Source organism: Bacteroides sp. 14(A) (genome assembly GCF_000526555.1).
Lineage (GTDB): Bacteria > Bacteroidota > Bacteroidia > Bacteroidales > Bacteroidaceae > Bacteroides > Bacteroides cellulosilyticus.
The window spans coordinates 503,744-523,436 of the sequence record NZ_JAGH01000004.1 but is presented as its reverse complement, the minus strand read 5'-3'; the positions used below and the strand labels follow the sequence as shown (position 1 = coordinate 523,436).

Annotated in this window: 10 protein-coding genes; 2 read left to right on the top strand and 8 right to left on the bottom strand. The window is 39.5% G+C overall.

Annotation, left to right across the window (positions count from 1 at the left end):
- Window positions 1-9: 9 nt before the first annotated feature.
- From K429_RS0121205 to K429_RS0121170, 8 genes are all read right to left on the bottom strand, one after another.
- Entirely contained in the window at window positions 10-1,614 is a 1,605-nt protein-coding gene (locus K429_RS0121205; RefSeq protein ID WP_029327953.1) for a hypothetical protein, read from the bottom strand.
- A gap of 56 nt (window positions 1,615-1,670) precedes the next feature.
- Complete coding sequence (locus tag K429_RS0121200; RefSeq protein ID WP_029327951.1) at window positions 1,671-3,602, bottom strand: glycoside hydrolase family 97 protein; 1,932 nt, start codon at window positions 3,600-3,602, stop codon at window positions 1,671-1,673.
- 22 nt (window positions 3,603-3,624) lie between these two features.
- Window positions 3,625-5,136: a glycosyl hydrolase family 28 protein gene (locus K429_RS0121195; RefSeq protein ID WP_231501905.1), complete on the bottom strand. Its 1,512-nt coding sequence runs from the start codon at window positions 5,134-5,136 to the stop codon at window positions 3,625-3,627.
- Between the two features lie 320 nt (window positions 5,137-5,456).
- Complete coding sequence (locus K429_RS0121190; protein WP_022210615.1) at window positions 5,457-7,283, bottom strand: RagB/SusD family nutrient uptake outer membrane protein; 1,827 nt, start codon at window positions 7,281-7,283, stop codon at window positions 5,457-5,459.
- Between the two features lie 10 nt (window positions 7,284-7,293).
- Window positions 7,294-10,371: a TonB-dependent receptor gene (locus tag K429_RS0121185; RefSeq protein WP_022210616.1), complete on the bottom strand. Its 3,078-nt coding sequence runs from the start codon at window positions 10,369-10,371 to the stop codon at window positions 7,294-7,296.
- A 128-nt stretch (window positions 10,372-10,499) separates the two neighbouring features.
- Window positions 10,500-11,045, bottom strand: a complete 546-nt coding sequence (locus K429_RS0121180) for an RNA polymerase sigma-70 factor (RefSeq protein ID WP_007213384.1) — start codon at window positions 11,043-11,045, stop codon at window positions 10,500-10,502.
- A gap of 23 nt (window positions 11,046-11,068) precedes the next feature.
- Window positions 11,069-12,289, bottom strand: a complete 1,221-nt coding sequence (locus K429_RS0121175; RefSeq protein WP_007216157.1) for a glycoside hydrolase family 88 protein — start codon at window positions 12,287-12,289, stop codon at window positions 11,069-11,071.
- 201 nt (window positions 12,290-12,490) lie between these two features.
- Window positions 12,491-15,304 (bottom strand): two-component regulator propeller domain-containing protein, encoded by a 2,814-nt coding sequence (locus tag K429_RS0121170; RefSeq protein ID WP_029327948.1) that lies wholly within the window; start codon window positions 15,302-15,304, stop codon window positions 12,491-12,493.
- Window positions 15,305-15,553: 249 nt separating this feature from the next.
- Between K429_RS0121170 and K429_RS0121165 the strand changes: the two genes are divergently transcribed.
- Both K429_RS0121165 and K429_RS29020 read left to right on the top strand, forming a co-directional pair.
- Window positions 15,554-17,152 (top strand): alginate lyase family protein, encoded by a 1,599-nt coding sequence (locus K429_RS0121165; protein ID WP_052340676.1) that lies wholly within the window; start codon window positions 15,554-15,556, stop codon window positions 17,150-17,152.
- A gap of 55 nt (window positions 17,153-17,207) precedes the next feature.
- Window positions 17,208-19,352, top strand: coding sequence for a heparinase II/III family protein (locus K429_RS29020; protein ID WP_044097069.1), 2,145 nt, complete (start codon window positions 17,208-17,210; stop codon window positions 19,350-19,352).
- Window positions 19,353-19,693 lie beyond the last annotated feature (341 nt).

Here is a 19,693-nt window from a genome sequence, read left to right as displayed (position 1 = left end):
CAAATAATGCTATAAAATATAGAATGTTTGTGTGATAGGTTCGGCCGTTTGAATCTTAGGTTCTCCACTCCTGCCATACTGCCACGCCACTACCGTAACTTTTACCGGATAAACAGCACGCGGAGGAATCGGTGTAAATATCAACTGATTTCCCTCCACTCTGGCCGGTCCGGATTCTACATAAAAGCCAACAGGCAAGCCACTGTCGGAAGAAGCTTGTAATGTGACAGACTTTATTCCTCGTTTGACATCAGCCAACGCAGCAAAGGAGACTTTCTGTGGTGCTCCATCTATATTGCGAACAGGTATGGTGATCTGCGCCTGCTGAACAATCGGTTTATATTCCTTATCTCCCGGATGACGAACAGCAAAAACAATATCAGCCTTAGAGGATGCCCAGGAAATACTCCGATTCCATTCGACCTTGAAGGTATGGTTGTGAATTACTGCGGGGCCTGTTATCATTTCAAAGCAAATGGAATTATCCGCTGCATGGCCAATGCGTGTACCTATAGGCAAGTCCGTCCAATTCTTCAGGCGGGGACTATCACCGGGAACCGTATCCAAGAAAACAGGAGTCAGATGAAAAGAAACTCCATCTCCCTGAGGCAGAAATACCGGGTGAAGTTGCAAATGACTGTCACGCTGAACTACCGGCTTACCTTCTTGCACGACACCCACTAACTGCGGCTTCATGTTCCGGAAACGGGCTTGATAGGCCTGAGTAGCTTCTACCATCTCTTTATCAAAAAACCAGAAAGCATCATCCGGATTACCTTTATATTCTGCTACAGGCGCAGGCATACAAGTGGGTGGTTGATTCTTTTTCCAACGCTCAGCGAGCCAACCGGTTTTAGTAGGATCCACATGCCCGTATTGCAATGCTTTCTTTATATAAAGTGCGATATACTCAGCCTTACCGGGCGAATAAGCAAAATGGCCTTCGGCAGGACAAGCCAACATGCTCAATGGCAACAAAGGATGTTCTTTCCGCTCCTTCAATCCCTCATTACTCCAGGTATGTGCAGATTCATACTCCCCCATTGTTTCAAGACATGGGATATAGTCGATATTACGCTCTCCCCAGATATCCAGATTCAGCCATTTATCACGTACATAAGGCCACTGTCCACTGACTGAGATACAAGCTAATGTACGGTCGGGCATATATGCAGCTAAATAGTAAGGCCAGCTGGCAGCTGCCGAATGTCCGATACCAATCAATGGAGCCGATGCCAACTCCGTATATCCTGAAACTGACGCCAGATCTTTCAGAAAACCCTCTAAAGTTTCCCATGCTCCATCTGTAAAGTCGAATCCATGATTGAAAGAAGGACAAACCCATATTTGTGCTACATCCAATTCTGCCATCTTAATGCGGAAGTTCTCATCTTCCATTATAGAAATTTCTTCCATATTATGCTGTGCCACAAGCACAGCTTTCACGTGTTTACATTTCTCTGGTATCCATAAATAGGCTTTGGCATCAGGATTTTTCGGTTGTTTAGCAAAATTACGTACCGGCACAGCCCACTGCCATACGGCAGTCTGGGCTGAGACAGTGAACGTGATTACAATAAAAAATACCAACGAAAACAAAACTCGTATATTCATAGTATGCTTATCAGATACTTTCCGTACCACTCTATTTCTTGTTTTCACATGTTTCATCACAGTTTCTGTTGTTTATAAGTTTTTAAAGATTTATCCTTAGTAACCTCGGGCACTAAACGAATGGCAAAACCTCCCGAAGCCCTCAGATTAAAATGCAGCACAGTCTTGGCATTGACGCGGAATTTTGAGACTCTGACTTTCGTTCGTGTAGGAATAGATTTGTCGCCATCCGTATAGATTTCAGCCACATAATCTTTTCCGGCAGGCAGAAAACTCAAATCAACCGGCAACGTCCGTGCTTCATTATTTGTAATTGAGCCTATGAACCATTCCTCTCCTCTCCGGCGAGCTACAGTAATAAACTCACCGACTTCACCTTGTAAAACCTTCGTATCATCCCAGGTGGTGTACACATCATCAAAGAACTTTAATTCCGGTTCGTCCTGTGAATCCGAAGGTTTATCATACCAGTACATATATTGCAGGGGACTGTAATAGACAGCTGCTAAGGCCAATTGATGCGCCGGTGTAGTCTGGATGGACTTAGAACGGGGAACACCATAATTATCTTTTTCAACATTCAGCCTGCCAAAGTCCTGGCGATAGTAACATATTGTATAATCAGCTGCTCCGGCTACAAAGCGGGTAAAAGGCAACGTAACATTGTGAGTGGCATCCGGAAATTCTTCATTGCCGCGAATACCTTCCTGAGTCATCAGATTAGGATAAGTACGACTAAAGCCTGTCGGACGGTATTCATCATGGATGTCTACCATCAGCCCATAATCAGCACACTTTTTCACGGCTTCGTGCATCCATTTTGTCCACACCTGCGAACCTACCTGCACAAACCCAAACTTAATTCCAGAAATTCCCCATGATTTATACAAAGGAAGTATCTCATCCAGCTGTTGCTGCAAAGCCCGCTGATTAACATAGAGCATAACTCCGATGCCATGCTGCTTCGCATAAGCAACCACTTCTTTCAGATTCAGTGCATCTATTTTCGGATTCCTACGCGGATCAAGTGTTACAGTAGTGGCATCTGAAGCCTTATCATACTCAAAACCATACCAACCGGCATCAAAGTGGATATATTGCAGATTCCGTTTTACAGCAAAGTCTACCAAAGCTTTTCCACCTTCTGTGGTCAAGGTCACTTCACGCATCACTTTTCCCGGTTTAATCCAGGAAGTATCCTTAATCCGATATGGCGGATTAAGATTTAACAGGATATCGTTGTGTTCTAAAATCTCACCCGGCTTGTCAGCACACATGATTACACGCCACGGAGTAGAATAAGGTGCAATATCTTCTACCGGACCATACATAGCCGATATGATCGTATTCTTTTTAGTCGATGACACATTGAACTTCGTACGTACATAATCCACCACTTGCGCTTCAGCCAGGCAGACATATCCTCCACCTGCCAGTGTCAGCAGCAATGGACGGTCCGACTCGCCCGGCCAGTTTTCAAGAGGCAGATAAGAATACGAGGTCTGAGCTTTAGGGGTAAAATAGGCTTTAGTACCTTCGGGCATGGTATATTCTGTATACTCATCTGTAATCTTCAGATATTGTCCGCCCGGAAAATGGTAACGGAAGGCAATTCCCTCATCATAGGCACGGATATCAAGAATCAACTTATCACGTCCATTCTGACGATTGACAAGTATTTTCCATGCATTATAGCAGTCTTTAATTTCACTTCTTTCACCATAGACCGGATGCCAGATCGTATCTTTCCGACTACTATCCACAGTTCCGATTTCAACTCCATCCCGCCATTCTACATTTGCATTAATTCCCAATAAGGAAGGTTTTACTGTCTGTTTTCCGTTCCAGGTCAAAGAATAGTGTAATTGTCCACCGCTATCACTCAACGTAAACTGGTATTTTCCATCCGGTGATGTCATATTCACCTCCTTGCCCTGTACACTCAAAGACAAAGCTACCCATAACACTCCTACAAATAATTTTTTCATTTCAGAATTCTACTTTATATTATTACTTTACATATTGTACGTGTTTCACAAAATCGCCAGTTTGTATATTCGGGCTATCAGCACCTATTCTTGTGCCATAGTATTCGACATTATCGAATATGATACCGGAAACATCATGCCGTTCATCGATTCCCTGAATCAGTACGGCTCCTCTTTCCGCCTTGCGATCACTTTCTTTACCATAAGTGGTAATATTACGGAAAGTTACATTATGAATATAAGGACCATAAGAAGGAACAACTACAAATTCTCCATAACCACAACTTCCGGGACCACGTCTGCCAGGTCCCACCTTTATATCATTCGGAGTGGGTTTCTCTATCGGACGTGTACCCACTAACTGAAGTGCAGGTGTCAGCTTTATCAGATTATACGGAATTTCTCCATTAATCCTGATATTCTCAAAACACAAATTCTCCATTGGCATTTCTCCTGTAGGATGCAACCAGAATATCTGAACACGGTCACGGTCAGGAAAATGAATCACATCCACATTACGCGCTGTGAAATTACGAAATACCGGACAACTGCTTTCCGTTGCCATACGAAATACATTGGCAAAATCAACCCAGAACACACAGTTCTCTACTACTATGTTCTCAACCGGTTTTGATTCTCTTTCTCCTCCGGCACGGGTTATCCCCTTCGGAGAAACCGAATCATCATCTGTCCGAAAAAAACAATTCCGAATCGTCACGTTACTGGAATTGCAAGGATCTACACCGTCATCATTACCTACACGGGAACCTGCCAAACGAATACGATCTATCAAAACCCGATCACAATTCTGAGGTACAATAGTCCAATAATAAGAACCTTTTATGATAATATCCCTCATTACCAAATTATTGCAGTTCTTAGCATTTATCATATAATCAGTGGGGCCGGCATTATGTTCCCAATCGGAACCATCTAAAATTCCCCTACCGCAAATTGTAATATTATCGCCTGTAGCCTCTATACCGGCATTAACTACCGCCCCCCCTGCCAGATAAAGTGTTTGATTACTGCCCAGTCTGATCAAACCGTTTTCAGGATTATGTTCCCCAGGACCAAAATAAATAACATTCGGATCATTCTTTGAAGGAATATCTGTTTCCAATTCATTACAGAATAGAATCAACGGGCTGTTACAACCATCCGGTTCAAAAGATATATCACAAGGTTCGTTCAGATGGAAAGTAGCAATATCTTTATTAACAGAAGGATGAATTGCATATTTATCCGGTAATATATTCAAGTGATCCAGAGATAGTTTACTCTTAATCTTAACAGTCACTGTTCCTGAGAAATCAAAATATGCAATCGAATATTTTTTATCATGATGCTGTGTTTTCGCCATATAAACGGGTACCGAAACGCCATCCACCTCTACCATATAATCGGAAGATAAAGTCTCTCCTTTCGGAGCTGGATAGCTAATAACTTTGGCATTGACTGTTAATATTGACAATGCAGCTAACAGTAACAGATGAACAATTCTTTTCAATGATGTTTCCATAATACTTTTCATATTTTCAAAGTTAGTAAATTATTGTTTTTTGATGTATCATCTTTTACTAAAAGACGTATAGCGGCTTGTTTTTACTCAACACAGAAAGATTTAAATCCCTTTTTCTTTTATATGTGTTCTCGGATGGGCTGGGGGGATAAAAGTACAAAAACGTACTTTTGAAAAGGACCTTAGCTATATTTAACTCTTTTCCGCATTGATGTTTATCGTATAATTGGAAGTTCAAGAGGTAAAGATAAAACAAAGTAAAAGAGAAAATGAAAAGAAGGACTACCTTCGTCTGTGAAGATAGTCCTCTAAATATCAGTCATCTGTTATACCTATTCCCATCCAGGATTATTACCAAGTTCCTGTCCATTAGACAAAGTATTTAACCATGTAACAGGAATAGGACGAAGTTTATATTTACTTTTAAAAGTAGTCTCATTTAATTGGGTCTGGATTAATCCACCTGTAATATTTGTAACATCCCAGTTGTATTTCAAAACCCTTTCAGCCAGTTTTCCTGTACGTTGCAGGTCGTTCCAACGTGGTGCTTCTCCATAAAGTTCCAATGCTCTTTCATCCAATACATTATCCACTGTAACAGTACCTGCATATTCTTGCAGTCCACTTTCCGGTGTATTATTCATGGCACGTTTACGTATCTGATTTATATAATACAAAGCATTAGAATTATCTCCCATTTTAACAGCAGCCTCAGCAGCAATTAAATAAGTCTCAGCTAAACGGAACAAATAAATATCACGAGTTCCATTTTCGACTGTTCCTGAACTGTTATAACGAGTATTGCAATCTTTAAATTTCCAAACAGGAAGCCAAGCGCGTGACTTAGAGTTAAAGCTCTGATAACCTGTTTTATAATAATCATCATTACCGGCATCAGTATACGTTCCCTCAGGATAATTATAGAAAAAACGCCCACGGTTATTGGCCGCTGTTTTCTCAGCATCTGTATATTGCTTATATCCACTCTCCCCGGGAACGGGGAAATAAATAACTGTATCCCCCTTTGCTACATTCACACCATTCGTACTTTCAAACCAGTTTCTACCATAAGCGCGTCCATCTATAGAAGTTGCCGGATCACCATTCAACGGGCTCATAAAAGTAACTTCCGTACGTCTGTCTTTTTTCCAGTCGAATAATAAATAACTATATTTGGTCGGCATTACAGAAGCATAATCATTACAATAAATCGAAGAAAATCCCAAATCAGTCCAACCTTCACGATAAACAAACAAATAGAATTCTGTCTGAATATTATTATTCCATCCTGATCCGGCAGAGAAATTAATACCAAAGATAATTTCATCGTTCTCTTCATTTGCCTGACGATGAACCATTGCATAATCATCCAACAAGGCATGTCCGGAATTATTAATTACATCTACGGCATCATCATAAGCCTTTTTAAAATCATCATCTTCCGCATAACTCTGATATCCGCGAGTTAAATAAACAAGGGAACGAAGATGTTTTGCCGCAGCTTTTGAGGCACGTCCATAATTAGCCGCAGTCTGCTTCATTGGAAGAGAAGAGTCCATGACATCCTGCAAATCAGCCAGAATTTGTCTGTAAAAATCAGCACCACTATTCAATTGCGAAGTTGTAGAAGGTGAAGTCGGCTCTTCCAAAATCAACGGAGCTTGTCCCCAATTCTTCACGATTTCAAAAAGATATAAAGCACGCAAAAACTTGGCTTCCGCAACCCGCTGAGCCAATACCCCCTTATCAATGCCATCAAATAGATCCTGATCTTTTGTAACTACCGCACCGGCACGACCAATAGCGGCATTGACATTCTTCAACGATTCGTATACTACTTTCCATTGATTATAAACAGTAGCATTGTCATTAGCATAATCCACCGTATACTGATTTAATGCATTGGTAGCCGTACCGTCATTCTGAGTTCCCAAATCCGTCCCAAGTTGGGTCAACAGAAAATAATTCGTTGTATTATATACTGATTTTAAAGTGGAATAAGCTCCATTTATAAGAGATTCATATCCTTCAGCCGTAGCATAATATTCTTCGGCAGACTGACTGGACCAATTTTTTTCATCTAGAAAAGACGAACACCCCGAAACTGCGAATACAGACGCCAGCAGGAGACCTTTAGTAAAAATATTTTTTGCTTTCATATTATCCTAATTATTTGAATGATAAATTAATACCGAAAATCACATTTCGAGTCATTGCATCCGATGTATTGATACTGACATTCAACTGTTCAGGATCAACCACATCCTTTGCACAAAAAATAAATGGATTCTGAACAGTTGCATATAGACGCAAATTACCTAATTTCATTTTTTCAAGAACTGACGGTTTGAAAGTATACCCCAAAGTAATATATGAGATTTTAAGAAAATTACTAGAGAACATCGTATGCGACATCTCTGACTTCGCATTTCCCCATGATCCTGCTTTACTCCGATAAGTACCCATGTTGCTAGGCTGCGCAGAAGCATTGGTAGGATTCTCCGGAGTCCAATAATCTTTTCTTAAGTTATTAAAATTGAGATTGTTGTTTTCCAATGCATACGAAACATAAAACTGGTTTCTAGCTCTTGCTCCCGCTTGGAAGGCCGCTTGAAATGACAGATCGAATTCCTTGTATGTAAATGTATTAGTCATACCACCTGTCCAATCCGGAGTACGTTTACCATCAATCACACGGTCTTTATCATCAATTACACCATCATCATTCAAGTCCAACGGTTTATATTGTCCCGGCTTACAACCATATTTAGCTGCTTCTTCGGCTTCGTCCAACTGCCATACTCCCAATGTCATCAAATTGTAATTTATATCAATAGGCTGACCGATAATCCAAAGATTACTGTAGTCACCACTCATTCCTGCTAAAAATTGTCCACGGGAAGTCAGATCTTCCTTATATTGCAAATCTACAATCTTATTTTTGTTATAGGCAAAGTTCAGACTGGTTCTCCATGAGAAATCTTTGGTACGGATATTATCTGAATGAATGTTTACTTCGAAACCTTCATTTCTGACAGATCCCACATTCGCTTTCACAGAAGAATAGCCGGTAGTAACAGGCACTGTCTTATTCATAATCAAATCTTCTGTCAAACGATTATAATATTCCACACTACCTGAAATACGATTATTCAATAATCCGAAGTCAATACCCACATTATACTCTGTAGTACGTTCCCACCCTAAATCCAAATTTCGCAAATTATTGGGAACATAGCCGATAGACTCATTTGAACCAAATGTATAATATTTAGCTCCGCTAATAGAGCCCTGTGTCTGATATGCACTTACATTATCATTACCAGTCTGGCCATAACTCAAACGTAACTTCAAATTACTCAACCAAGACAAACTCTTCATAAATTCTTCCTCCGACACTCTCCATGCCACAGCAACCGATGGAAAACTTCCCCATTTATTACCTTCCGCCAATTTTGACGAACCATCCAAACGGATACTTGCAGTCAGAAAATACTTGTCCTTGTACACATAATTGGCACGTGCCAAATAGGACATCAAATTTGTTTTGGTAAAACCTGAAGAAGAAGTATTGCTTGCCGATCCCCCAGCCAAATTGTACCACAAAGAATTATATGACAATCCATTGCCAATTCCTTTCAACTTCTCATCCTGTGACTGCTGCATCGAAAATACTCCGGTCAAATCAACACGATGATCTTTCAACTGAAAATTATAATTCACAAGATTATCCCAAACCCAATCCACATAACTGTTTTTCGCATAATTACTGGTTGCCTTATTTTGTCCCTTATTAGCCTTCGTATATTTACCTCTGTACTGGCCAATCTCCTCCAGATTTATATCCGGAGAGAAAGTAGTTTTCAATGTCAACCCCTGCATAGGAGTGACTTCTAAGTAAATATTACTTAACAGATTGTACTTCTTTGTTTTATTCAGTTCATTCTTCATGGTAGTCAACGCATTATATTGACCATTGGAATAAGCCCACATTTCCTCCCCTGTCACCAAGTCAGTCGGATGATAAGTAGGACGTAAACGGAAAGCGTCCTGCAACAGGTCCGAATTACCTGTATCACGTACAGAATGGGTTCCATACATATTAATACCAAATTTCATGTATTTACTAGGCTTTACATCTACCACTGCCCGAAGATTATAACGGGAATATTCTTGAGGTTCCAGCATACCATTTTCAAAATAATATCCGGCAGACAAGGCGTAAGTAGCCATTTCATTACCTCCGGTAGCCGATATGGTATGATTCGTCATAAAGGCCGGCTTGGAAACCGCATCCACCCAATCAAAATAGTTACCATCCTGAATGGCCTTCAATTCTGAGGTTGTAAAAATTTGACTATCATCCACATATTCATTATTATTTCCGGCTCTCTTCGCCTCTCGCGCCAACTGCACATATTCTTCACCGGACATCATATCGGGCATATTGGTATATTTCCTATATCCGGCATAACCGCTATAGTCAATTTTCACTTTACCTATCTTTCCTCTTTTGGTAGTAACCATTACCACACCATTAGTGGCACGGGAACCATAGATTGCTGTAGACGACGCATCTTTTAGAATATCTATTTTTTCGATATCATCTGGATTCAGATTAGATAAAGATGCGCCTGGTACGCCATCTACCACTATTAAAGGAGACGTGCTCCCGCTAATTGTATTCAAGCCACGGATCAGAATATTATATTCACCACCCGGTTTATTATTCGAACGCTGGATTTGTACACCCGGTAAAGCTCCCTGCATAGCCCCTACCGCATCCGTTCTACCACTTCTCATTAAGTCCTGAGTAGAAACGGAGGATACCGCACCTGTCAAATCTGATTTTTTCATCGTACCATATCCTACTACCACAACTTCATCCAGCAATTCAGAGTCCTCTTTCAAGGTTATTCTCAACGTACGATTGGAGCCAATTGTAATTTCCTGAGTCTGATAACCAACATACGAAACCTGCAACTTCCGGTTGGGAGAAACATTTAATGTAAAGTTACCGTCAACATCTGTAATGATGCCATTGGTGGTACCTTTTTCCATTACTGTAGCACCAATAACCGGTTCTCCTTGAACATCCACTACCTTTCCGGTAATTTTAACCGAATTCTGCAATACCTCCTGAGTTATAGGAGATACAGCCATACCATCCACTTGTTCTGCAGCCATTTCACTTAATGGCAAACAGGACAATGCTAAAAGCATAAAGAATTTGTCTTTCTTATTCATAGCATGCATTTTAAGTTTAACATAAAAAATCACATTTAATTATTTAGTCAATATATCTTCAATGAACATAGATTAAACGGGAATAAACTTTCATTCACTCAAACAAAAGATAATTTTCGCTATTTTTTTTAGGAACATAGATAAGAATCCACATATTCTCGTAACACGTTGCGGGCGATATATATTTGATTCTCTACTGTTCGTATCGATAATCCTAACTTTTCGCTGATTTCTGGATTAGAGTACTCATTCTTATACTTCATTACAAATATCTGTTTACATTTAGGAGGTAACCCTTTTATACGATTTTCTACTATTACAAAAAATTCTTTTGTCAAAAGAGTATTGTGCCCATCTCTATTCAATGCAGATATAAAGTCATTTCCAGAGACTTCTTCATAATGCTGTTCTATTTGCTTATGACGTATCAAATCAATACAGCGGTTATAAAGCGCTTTGTAGATGTATTTCAATACTGCACCTTCCGATACAAAATAATTAGTCTGCTGTAGCAAATTGATAAATACATCTTGTACAACATCTTCAGCATACAATTCCTCTCCCATCGTTTTTTCAGCATAGTGCACGAAAAAAGTGTGATACTTTTTATAAATTATCTCGAAAGAGTAATTTCCAACCGGACAATATCCGGCAATCATCAATTGTGTATTCATAATAGATAAGATTAAGGAAGTATTTATAAATTAGCCAGTATAGAACGTTTCTCTTGTAATCTCTTAAAACGAATTAATGCTTCAAGATAATAATAGTCCGCATAAATAATGGATGCATCAACTTCTCCACCACGAGGCATATGACCTACCGAATGTAACAAAAAAGCATATTTTGTATCTCCTGCCTTATAAGCAGAAGATGATAACATTTCAAGCATCTTTTCTGCCTGGTCATAATAATAATGTGAAGAGTCACGCTCGGTTACATAAGTAGAAAGTTCCAGTAAAGCAGAAGCTGTAATAGCCGCTGCGGAAGCATCTTTAGGTTCTCCAGAAGACAAGTCGGGAGCATCAAAATCCCAATAAGGAATTAAATCCTCCGGTAAACGGGATAAATAAGCATCTGCTACTTTTCGGGCAAAGTTCAGAAAACGCACTTCTCCCGTTTCACGATATACCATAGTATAACCATAAATAGCCCATGCTTGCCCACGTGCCCACATGGAGTTATCGCTCAGCCCTTGATGAGTCACACCTTTTATAAAATGTCCGGTAATCGTGTCATATACGGCAACATGATAGCATGAATAATCTTTGCGAAACTGATATTTCATTGTGGTATCGGCATGCTCACACGCCATATCATATAGACGGCGTTCTCCCCCGTTTCGGGCAGCCCAAAATAGCAGTTCAAGATTCATCATATTATCAATAATAGTATTATGAGGCCAATTTTCCTTTTTTACCATACCCGGCCATGAAAGAAAAGTACCAACTTCAGGATTAAACAGAATTGAAAGAGAATCAGCTGCACGTAATAATCCTTCTTTATATTCCGTATTACCCGTCAAACGATATCCATTGCCCAAACTACACATCGTAATGAATCCCATATCATGGCTCCTTGCTTTTCTGTGAGTTACAGGAAGAATCTTTTGAGTATAGTTTTCAGCTGCAACTTTCCACATATTATCCTTTGTATTCTCATATAAATACCAAAGAATACCAGGCCAGAAACCTGAAGTCCATGAACCGGGACTGGTGAAATGCCAATTAACATCATCTCCATCGATCGAGTTAGGAATACCTCCTTCTGAGCCAGAAGGAACAATGGCCAATGTACGTAAAGCCTGGGCCTCACAATAATCAATATTGGTATTTACTGAGAATTCCCGGTCGAATTGCTTACAAGCAATTCCCACTACAAATAAAGAAGCAAGCAAAAGAATGGTTTTGTGTTTCATGATATAGCACTTTTTAAATGAACAAATTGATTTCAACGACAACAAAATTAGTAAGTTGAAATTCTTTTCAGACATTCTGAGAAGTGTAATAGGTACCAACCTAAAGGCTGAAACGAGTTTCTCAATAAACAGCTATATTTCAATATTTTAATTATATAAAAAGAAAGAGTACCAAATTATTTTGGTACTCTTTTCAGGAAGTTATATTTCTAAAATGATATCTTTCTCCTTAATATACTCTGCAGGTGATTTACCCTTCAATTTCTTAAATGAACGGAAAAAAGATGTCCGGGAGCTAAATCCACACTGCTCAGAAAGAAACGCCAAAGTATATTTGGAAGCTGATTTATCCTGCACGCGGATAATAAATTCTTCCACACGATATTGGTTGATATAATCGGTAAAGTTTATATTCAAATATAAATTTAGAACCTGTGACAAATCTCCCGCATTACAGCCAATAGTATTCGCTACATCCTGCAACTTCAAATCCGGATTCAGATACATCTTATCCTTATTCATACATTCTGTTAACCTTTGTTTTATCCGTGATACCTCTTCTTCATCCACCCTGGATTTCTGATACTTCTCCTTCTGTACTCCTTCGACTTGTACTGTATTCTCACGCATATCCTCTTTCATTTTCCTATATTTACCCAGCAAAGCATAATAGCTATAGAGAAGTACCAAACATGTTAAAAAACAAAGTACCACCATCCATAAGGTGAAAGAAAGTCCCCGTACAACTTCCACCTTAACCGCCATAACTGCACCCGGATTAGACGCCGCCCGTACTTTAAAAACATAGTTGCCAACTGGAAGATTCATATAGGCTACTTGATTGCCTTTCATCAAAGTCAACCATTCCTTATCATACCCTTCCAAAAAATATTCATAGATATCCGTATTTACAACAGCATAATTCAAGGCAGAAAACGTAAATGCAATATTATTCTTATCTGCAGGCAAAGAGATCTTCTCCATAAATGAAGAAGAAAAAGGCAACAATTCATCTCCCGTCTGAAGGATTCTACCAGCAACAGCTACTGATGTAATGGCAGGAGGTAATGGAATTACCTTTCTTTCATGTTTAAGCTGAGAAGTATATTTTACTAATCCCCTTTCATTGCCCCACCAAATAGAGCCATCATCTGTAATCTGTACAGGGTTATTAAATATGTATCCGGGAATGCCATCATAAAGAGAGAAAATCTTGTGATGATTATCTTTGATATACAGTAAACCACGTTGTGTACTAAACCACAGTCCTCCATCATGCGGATCTTCAATAATACTCATGACCGAATTATTGGGAAGGAAATCATCAACTGTCAGATGCTCAAATTTAGTAAAATGCTCATCAACTTTAACAACTCCCTCTTTATCGTCACAAAACCATAGATTTTTATGATTATCCTCATAAATATACCGTATGCTTTTTGTAAACGGTTCTATATGTTCAGGAAATACATCCGACTTGAAAGTACCGGTTGACATATCATACAAAAAAACAGCTCCATTCGTTCCTATCCAGATTCTATCCTTTGAATCTGCTTTTAAAGTAAATATTGAATTTATGGCAAGAGACGAATTTCTATTATTGTAATTTACATACTGTCCGGTCAATTCATTATAGACATACACCCCATAAGAACTCCCTATCCAGTATTTGCCCTCTTTATCTCTTTCACATCCGGTAAATGAATTTTGCCTGAAGCAATCATCCGGTTTAAAGAAAGACAGTTTACCCGTCTCTGCATGCAGCAAATACATGCCACCACCATAAGTTCCTATCAAATAATCTTCTCCCAAAGGTTTAACCGACAAAATAATATCCGAACGTAATATCGAAGATTTTATAGTGTAATGTTTCACTATATTCTCTTCTTCGGAAATATAATAAAGTCCGTCACGGGTACCTATTACTTTTCGCCCTTGTTTACCAATCCAGAACGCACGCACATTCAGATTATGGGAATCAAATTTATCCTTAAAAGAATAGATGGAAAAGGTATTCCCACGCGTAGGCGTATAACTCATTCCACCCATGTAAGTACCGATATAAAGGATATTTTTATCTTTCAGTAATGAATAAACAGCATTCGAACAAATGGCATCTTCCTGTATAGAATGTTCTATTGACGTTATTTCTTGTCCGGAAGATGCTTTTATAATTTTGACACCACTTCCATTGGTTCCTACATACAATGTATCATTACCTACAGGTACCAAATCCTTAATACATCCATTACCTATTTGCGGATATATGGAGAAAACTTCCTGCCCAATATCAAACTTCAGCATGCCTTGGTTTGCCGTACCTAAATAAATAGTATTTCCCATCAAAGCCAGACAACTATAGTAATTTAATCCTCCTCTAATATTATTCTCAAACACTCGTGATCTTCCAGTTTCCATATTATAATGGATCAATCCTCCATTTGAAGCGATCCAAACACTATCATCCTCTCCATCTACAATATCCATTAGGCCATTCACAGCAGACAAGGCATTGGAGTCCAGCAGAATCTTTCTGAATACACCACTTTCATACAGAAATAATCCACGTGAACTACCAAGTAGTAATCTCCCCTTCTTACTCACAAAAACCACTTTTACAGACAAAGATTTGCCATCTAAAACAATCGGTTCACCCGTCTCTGTCTTACGATTAAACTTTATCAATCCTATATCTGTACCCACCCATAAATTTACAGAATCAGTCTCTGCTATCGAAAAAACAGTTCTCCCGGAAAATTGAGGATAAGTCGTCACATTTACCCCATCAAAACGATCCAATCCCATCTGTGTTCCTAACCATACGAAACCACGGGTATCCTTATATATAGCATTTATCGTATTATGGGATAAACCTTCAGATACAGTTACAGAACGAAAAACAGGAGACTGTTGGATTGAATACAGAGATAATGGCAACAACAACATTATCACCATAAATAAATAACGAATGACAAATGGAGCAACTCTCCCTATATAATAATATGTGTCCTTCATACATTCATAAAAATCGATCATTTTCTCCTCATTATTACTAAGAAGTCCGACAAACTTAATGATTTTTTTGATAGAATGTATAGTTTTGCTCACTAAAACTTAGTTTAATCTCATGATGCATTATACGCAGAATTGTTTTTCATAATTAAACTAAAAAGTGCGATGTCGCTTTAGGTAAATCGGCACGTAAATACGCTATATACATATTGACTTCTATCTAATATGTATTAACCTTATTATTTTAAGAATATGATGAAAAAGAAATTTATTCCGTTATTTATTCTTCTCTTTTATATGCTGAATATAAACAGCCAAGAGTTTACTCATCCGGGCTTACTCCATTCTGAATCTTCATTAAAAAGAATCCGGGAACTTGTCAGAAATGAGATACAACCGGCTTACGGTTCATTTAACATCATGCGAGGAATGCCTGAGGGAAAAGCTGATTATTGCATAAAAGGACCTTTCGAAACTATCAGCCGTGCCGGCAGATATGGTTATACCAAAGATCCTTGTGAACGAGATTTTAATGCAGCTTACTACAATGCTATTCTTTGGATAGTCACAGGAAAAGAGCCTCATGCAGACAAAGCAATGGAGATTATCAGAGCGTATGCAAGTACCCTAAAGAAAATAGAAGGTCCGGACGATCCGCTTTGTGCCGGCCTTCAAGGATTTATGCTGGTAAACGCAGCAGAAATCATGAGATATACATATACAGCAGATAAATATACTAACGGATGGGATGCAAAAGATACACCCAAAGTAGAAAGTATGTTCCGAGATGTATTCCAGCCGATACTTACTACTTTCTACAATACCAAACCTTACACCAACGGTAACTGGGGAATTGCAGTAACTAAGGCACAAATGGCATTCGGAGTATTTCTGAACGATAAGAAGTTGTATGAAGACGCTATAGAGTTTTTTCTGAAAGGCCATGATAATGGAACTCTTCCAAACTACGTAGCAGAATCCGGCCAGATACAGGAAAGTGGACGTGACCAGCAACATGCCATGTTAGGGTTAGGATGCCTCTCGGAAATTGCCGAAATAGCCTGGACACAAGGCAGAGACCTGTATAGCGCTTTGGATAATCGCCTTATGAAAGGTTATGAATACTTGGCCAAATCCAATCTGGGCTATGAAGTACCTTTCTTTACCTGGAAAGATATAACCGGAAAATATTCAAACTGGACTACGTTAGGGGAAGAAGGAATGGGACGTTTCCGCTCATTATTTGAAATAGCCTACAACCACTATGTTGAACGCAAAGGGTTAGAAATGCCATATACCCAAATTGTATTAGGCATGATACGTCCTGAAGGACCGGGATTTACTTGTGATAACCCGGGCTTCGGCAGCCTGCTGTTCTATTTGGGAAAAGACTTAAATGAAAGGAAAGTCCCCGGACAAATAAATGAGGATCTTTCCCAACTGGAAGGATGGACTTTCGCCAATTGCTCTTATAAACAGGTGGATAATCTAATGTCATTTGTATCATCCGGAGTAAATATGCAAAAGAAAAGGATTTCCTACCAGGCAGGAAACTATCCGTATATTGCTGTAAAGGCACCCAAAATTCCAACATCCGCAAATAAAGACTGGTTACAATTAAGCTATAGCGTTGCCAGTGCTCCGGAATTTTGGAAGTTAGATTCGGATAAGGCTAAAAAGATAGGAAAAGATATCTATGTATTCAAGATTACAGACTATCTGTCAAATAATGGAACGCACTTCACAGAAAGACCAACAAACATTACTCTTATTCTCAATTTTGGGAATATCGGTAATGAATCGGTAATTGTGGAATGGATTCGCTCATTTGAAAAGCTGGAAGATATTTGAGTAATATATTTCTTTCCTTCGTATATATACTAAAGAAAGAATTAACAAAGAAATTATGAGAAATAAAAGAAAGCATGTACTGACGCTCATTCTGTTTTGTTCCCTGGTTTTCTCAATCCGGGCGCAGCAACAACACCCCTATCTGTTCTTTACCCCCGATCGGATAGCGACACTGAAAGAACAACTCAAATCGGATAAAGAAATCAAAGCCAATTATGCCCAGGTAGAACAAGTAGCCAGGGAAGCCTTGAAAGAAAACAATCCTTACCGCAAGTTGGAATATCTGGCATTGGCATACCAGGTGACAGGCGAAAAAAGATATGCAGATAAGATCAAAGAATCAATCCGGCAGACAGGTGGAAAAGAAACCCTCGAAGCAAAGGATATGCTGAATCGGGAACCTGCCTGGACTTCATTGCTAAGTACCGCCCATGCCAATCATCAAATGGCTATCGGTTTCGATGCTATCTATAACGAACTCTCAGATGAAGAACGGAAAGAGCTGGCACAAGCCATTTACAAAATAGGAATCCGTCCGACGCTACACGATTGGCTATCACCGGCAACACGTTTCCATGCAATCAATTCCATGGGGCACAACTATTGGGTATCCTGTATTGCCATGACCGGAATCGCTGCCATGGCCGTCAGCAACGAAATTCCCGAAGCTGCCGAATGGATTGATATGGTAAGTAGGGCAACAACAGACTGGGCTAATTTCCAAGGAGATATCTTACAAAACAAACCGGCTAACTTCGATAATGGAGCTTATTACGAAAGTGTGAGTTATGCCAATTACGGGCTCACCCAATACCTGACCTTCCGCCTTGCCATGCAGAATTTCAATCCCCGGGCAGAATGGCCGGAAAGGAAGCTATTTGAGCGTGCAGCAGATTATTTTATGTATACCTGTTATCCTGCCGACGGTGATTATCTTCCTTCCCTTTATTTTGGCGACAGCAACATTGCTGCCAATGGTGAAGGAGTCTTGAAATTACTTTGGACATTAGGTTTTCAGAAAACGGATATGTTATGGTATCTCACACAGGTACGGAAAAACCAGGCCAAAGAAAGTATGCCAACTGATACACCCATGGGATTATTGTACACTCCCGATTTATCTACGGCTCCAATGCAACCTTCCCTGTCGCTATCTGTGGTATATGAAAGAATGGGTTGGAGTATGATGCGTACTTCTTGGGAGAAAAACACAACCCTGTTAGGAGTGAAATGCGGACATACATGGAATCACTCTCATGCAGACGCAGGTTCATTTATCCTTTTTCATAATGGACAACAAGTAATTAAGGATGGCGGAAACTGTTGGTATCCCAATCCGTGGTATCGTGAATATTTCTTCCATAGCCAAGCCCATAATGTACTGTTGTTTAATGGACAGGCCCAGCCTCAAGAGCAACAGTACAAAGGTTCGATGCTCGATGGTTCTTTGCATCATCTTACAGACGAAGGAAATATCAAATACATCCTGGCCAACGTGACCGGGCCTACTTCCCGCTACTTTTCTAAAAACCACCGTAGTTTTTTGTGGATAGATGATGTAATACTGGTTATTGATGATGTCTGTTCGCATGAAGACGGTACATTCAGTCTGCTTTTTCACCCGGATGGAGTAAGCAGGAAAAATGGTATTGATTTGAGTGTCGTCAACCAACAGGCTGCTGTGGATATACGCCCTTTATGGCCGGATTATCTGACAGAAAGCGACTTCGAACATGATTTCCCTTATAACCTGAAACTGAAAGCTCACCAAGGTCCCAAAGCAAAGAAGACCGACGAAATGGAAACGTATTATTCGGTAACCTATCCGATAAAGGCACAAAGTGTCAAGTTTATAACGGCAATCATCTTGAAAGATTCTCCTACAAGTAAAAATATTCCTCAAGTAACTCGCCTGAAAGGAGACGATCTGCAAGGTGTCCGTATTGCTAAAGGTGACAAAATAACCGATGTTTATTTAAACACACGGGCAGATGGGCATATTATGCACCGGAATTCCTGCACCAATGTGAACGGTTGGGATACAGACGCATATTTACTTGCTTTTTCTTATAAGAAAGGAACTGACCCCGCAGTTTCCAAAAACATATTGGAATGGTTCATCGGATATGGAAGTTATGTGCGCAATGCTCATGAATCCATTTTCGATTCTTACACTAAAAAATATAAAGTAATCCGCTGACAAGACTAGTTCATTTCTTTTCGGTTATGAACTAAATGATAAATAATCTTTTAGACGCGGATGACACGGATGACGCGGATCTTTTTTTTATTTTTTTATAGCGCAGCCTTTTAAATCCGCGTTATCCGCGTCATCCGCGTCTAAAAAATAATATACCGAATGGCGCTAATCACTTATCACCAAACACTAATCACTTTTGTTCTTTTCCGATATGAACTATATAGAAGTGCAGCAAAAAGCATAACTATCTGTGTGACAACGCACTTGGTGTTCCACTAAGATCAGTCGTAGTGGAACACGAGTTCAGTCCTAGTGGGAAGTGCCTTCAGTCCTAGTGGGAA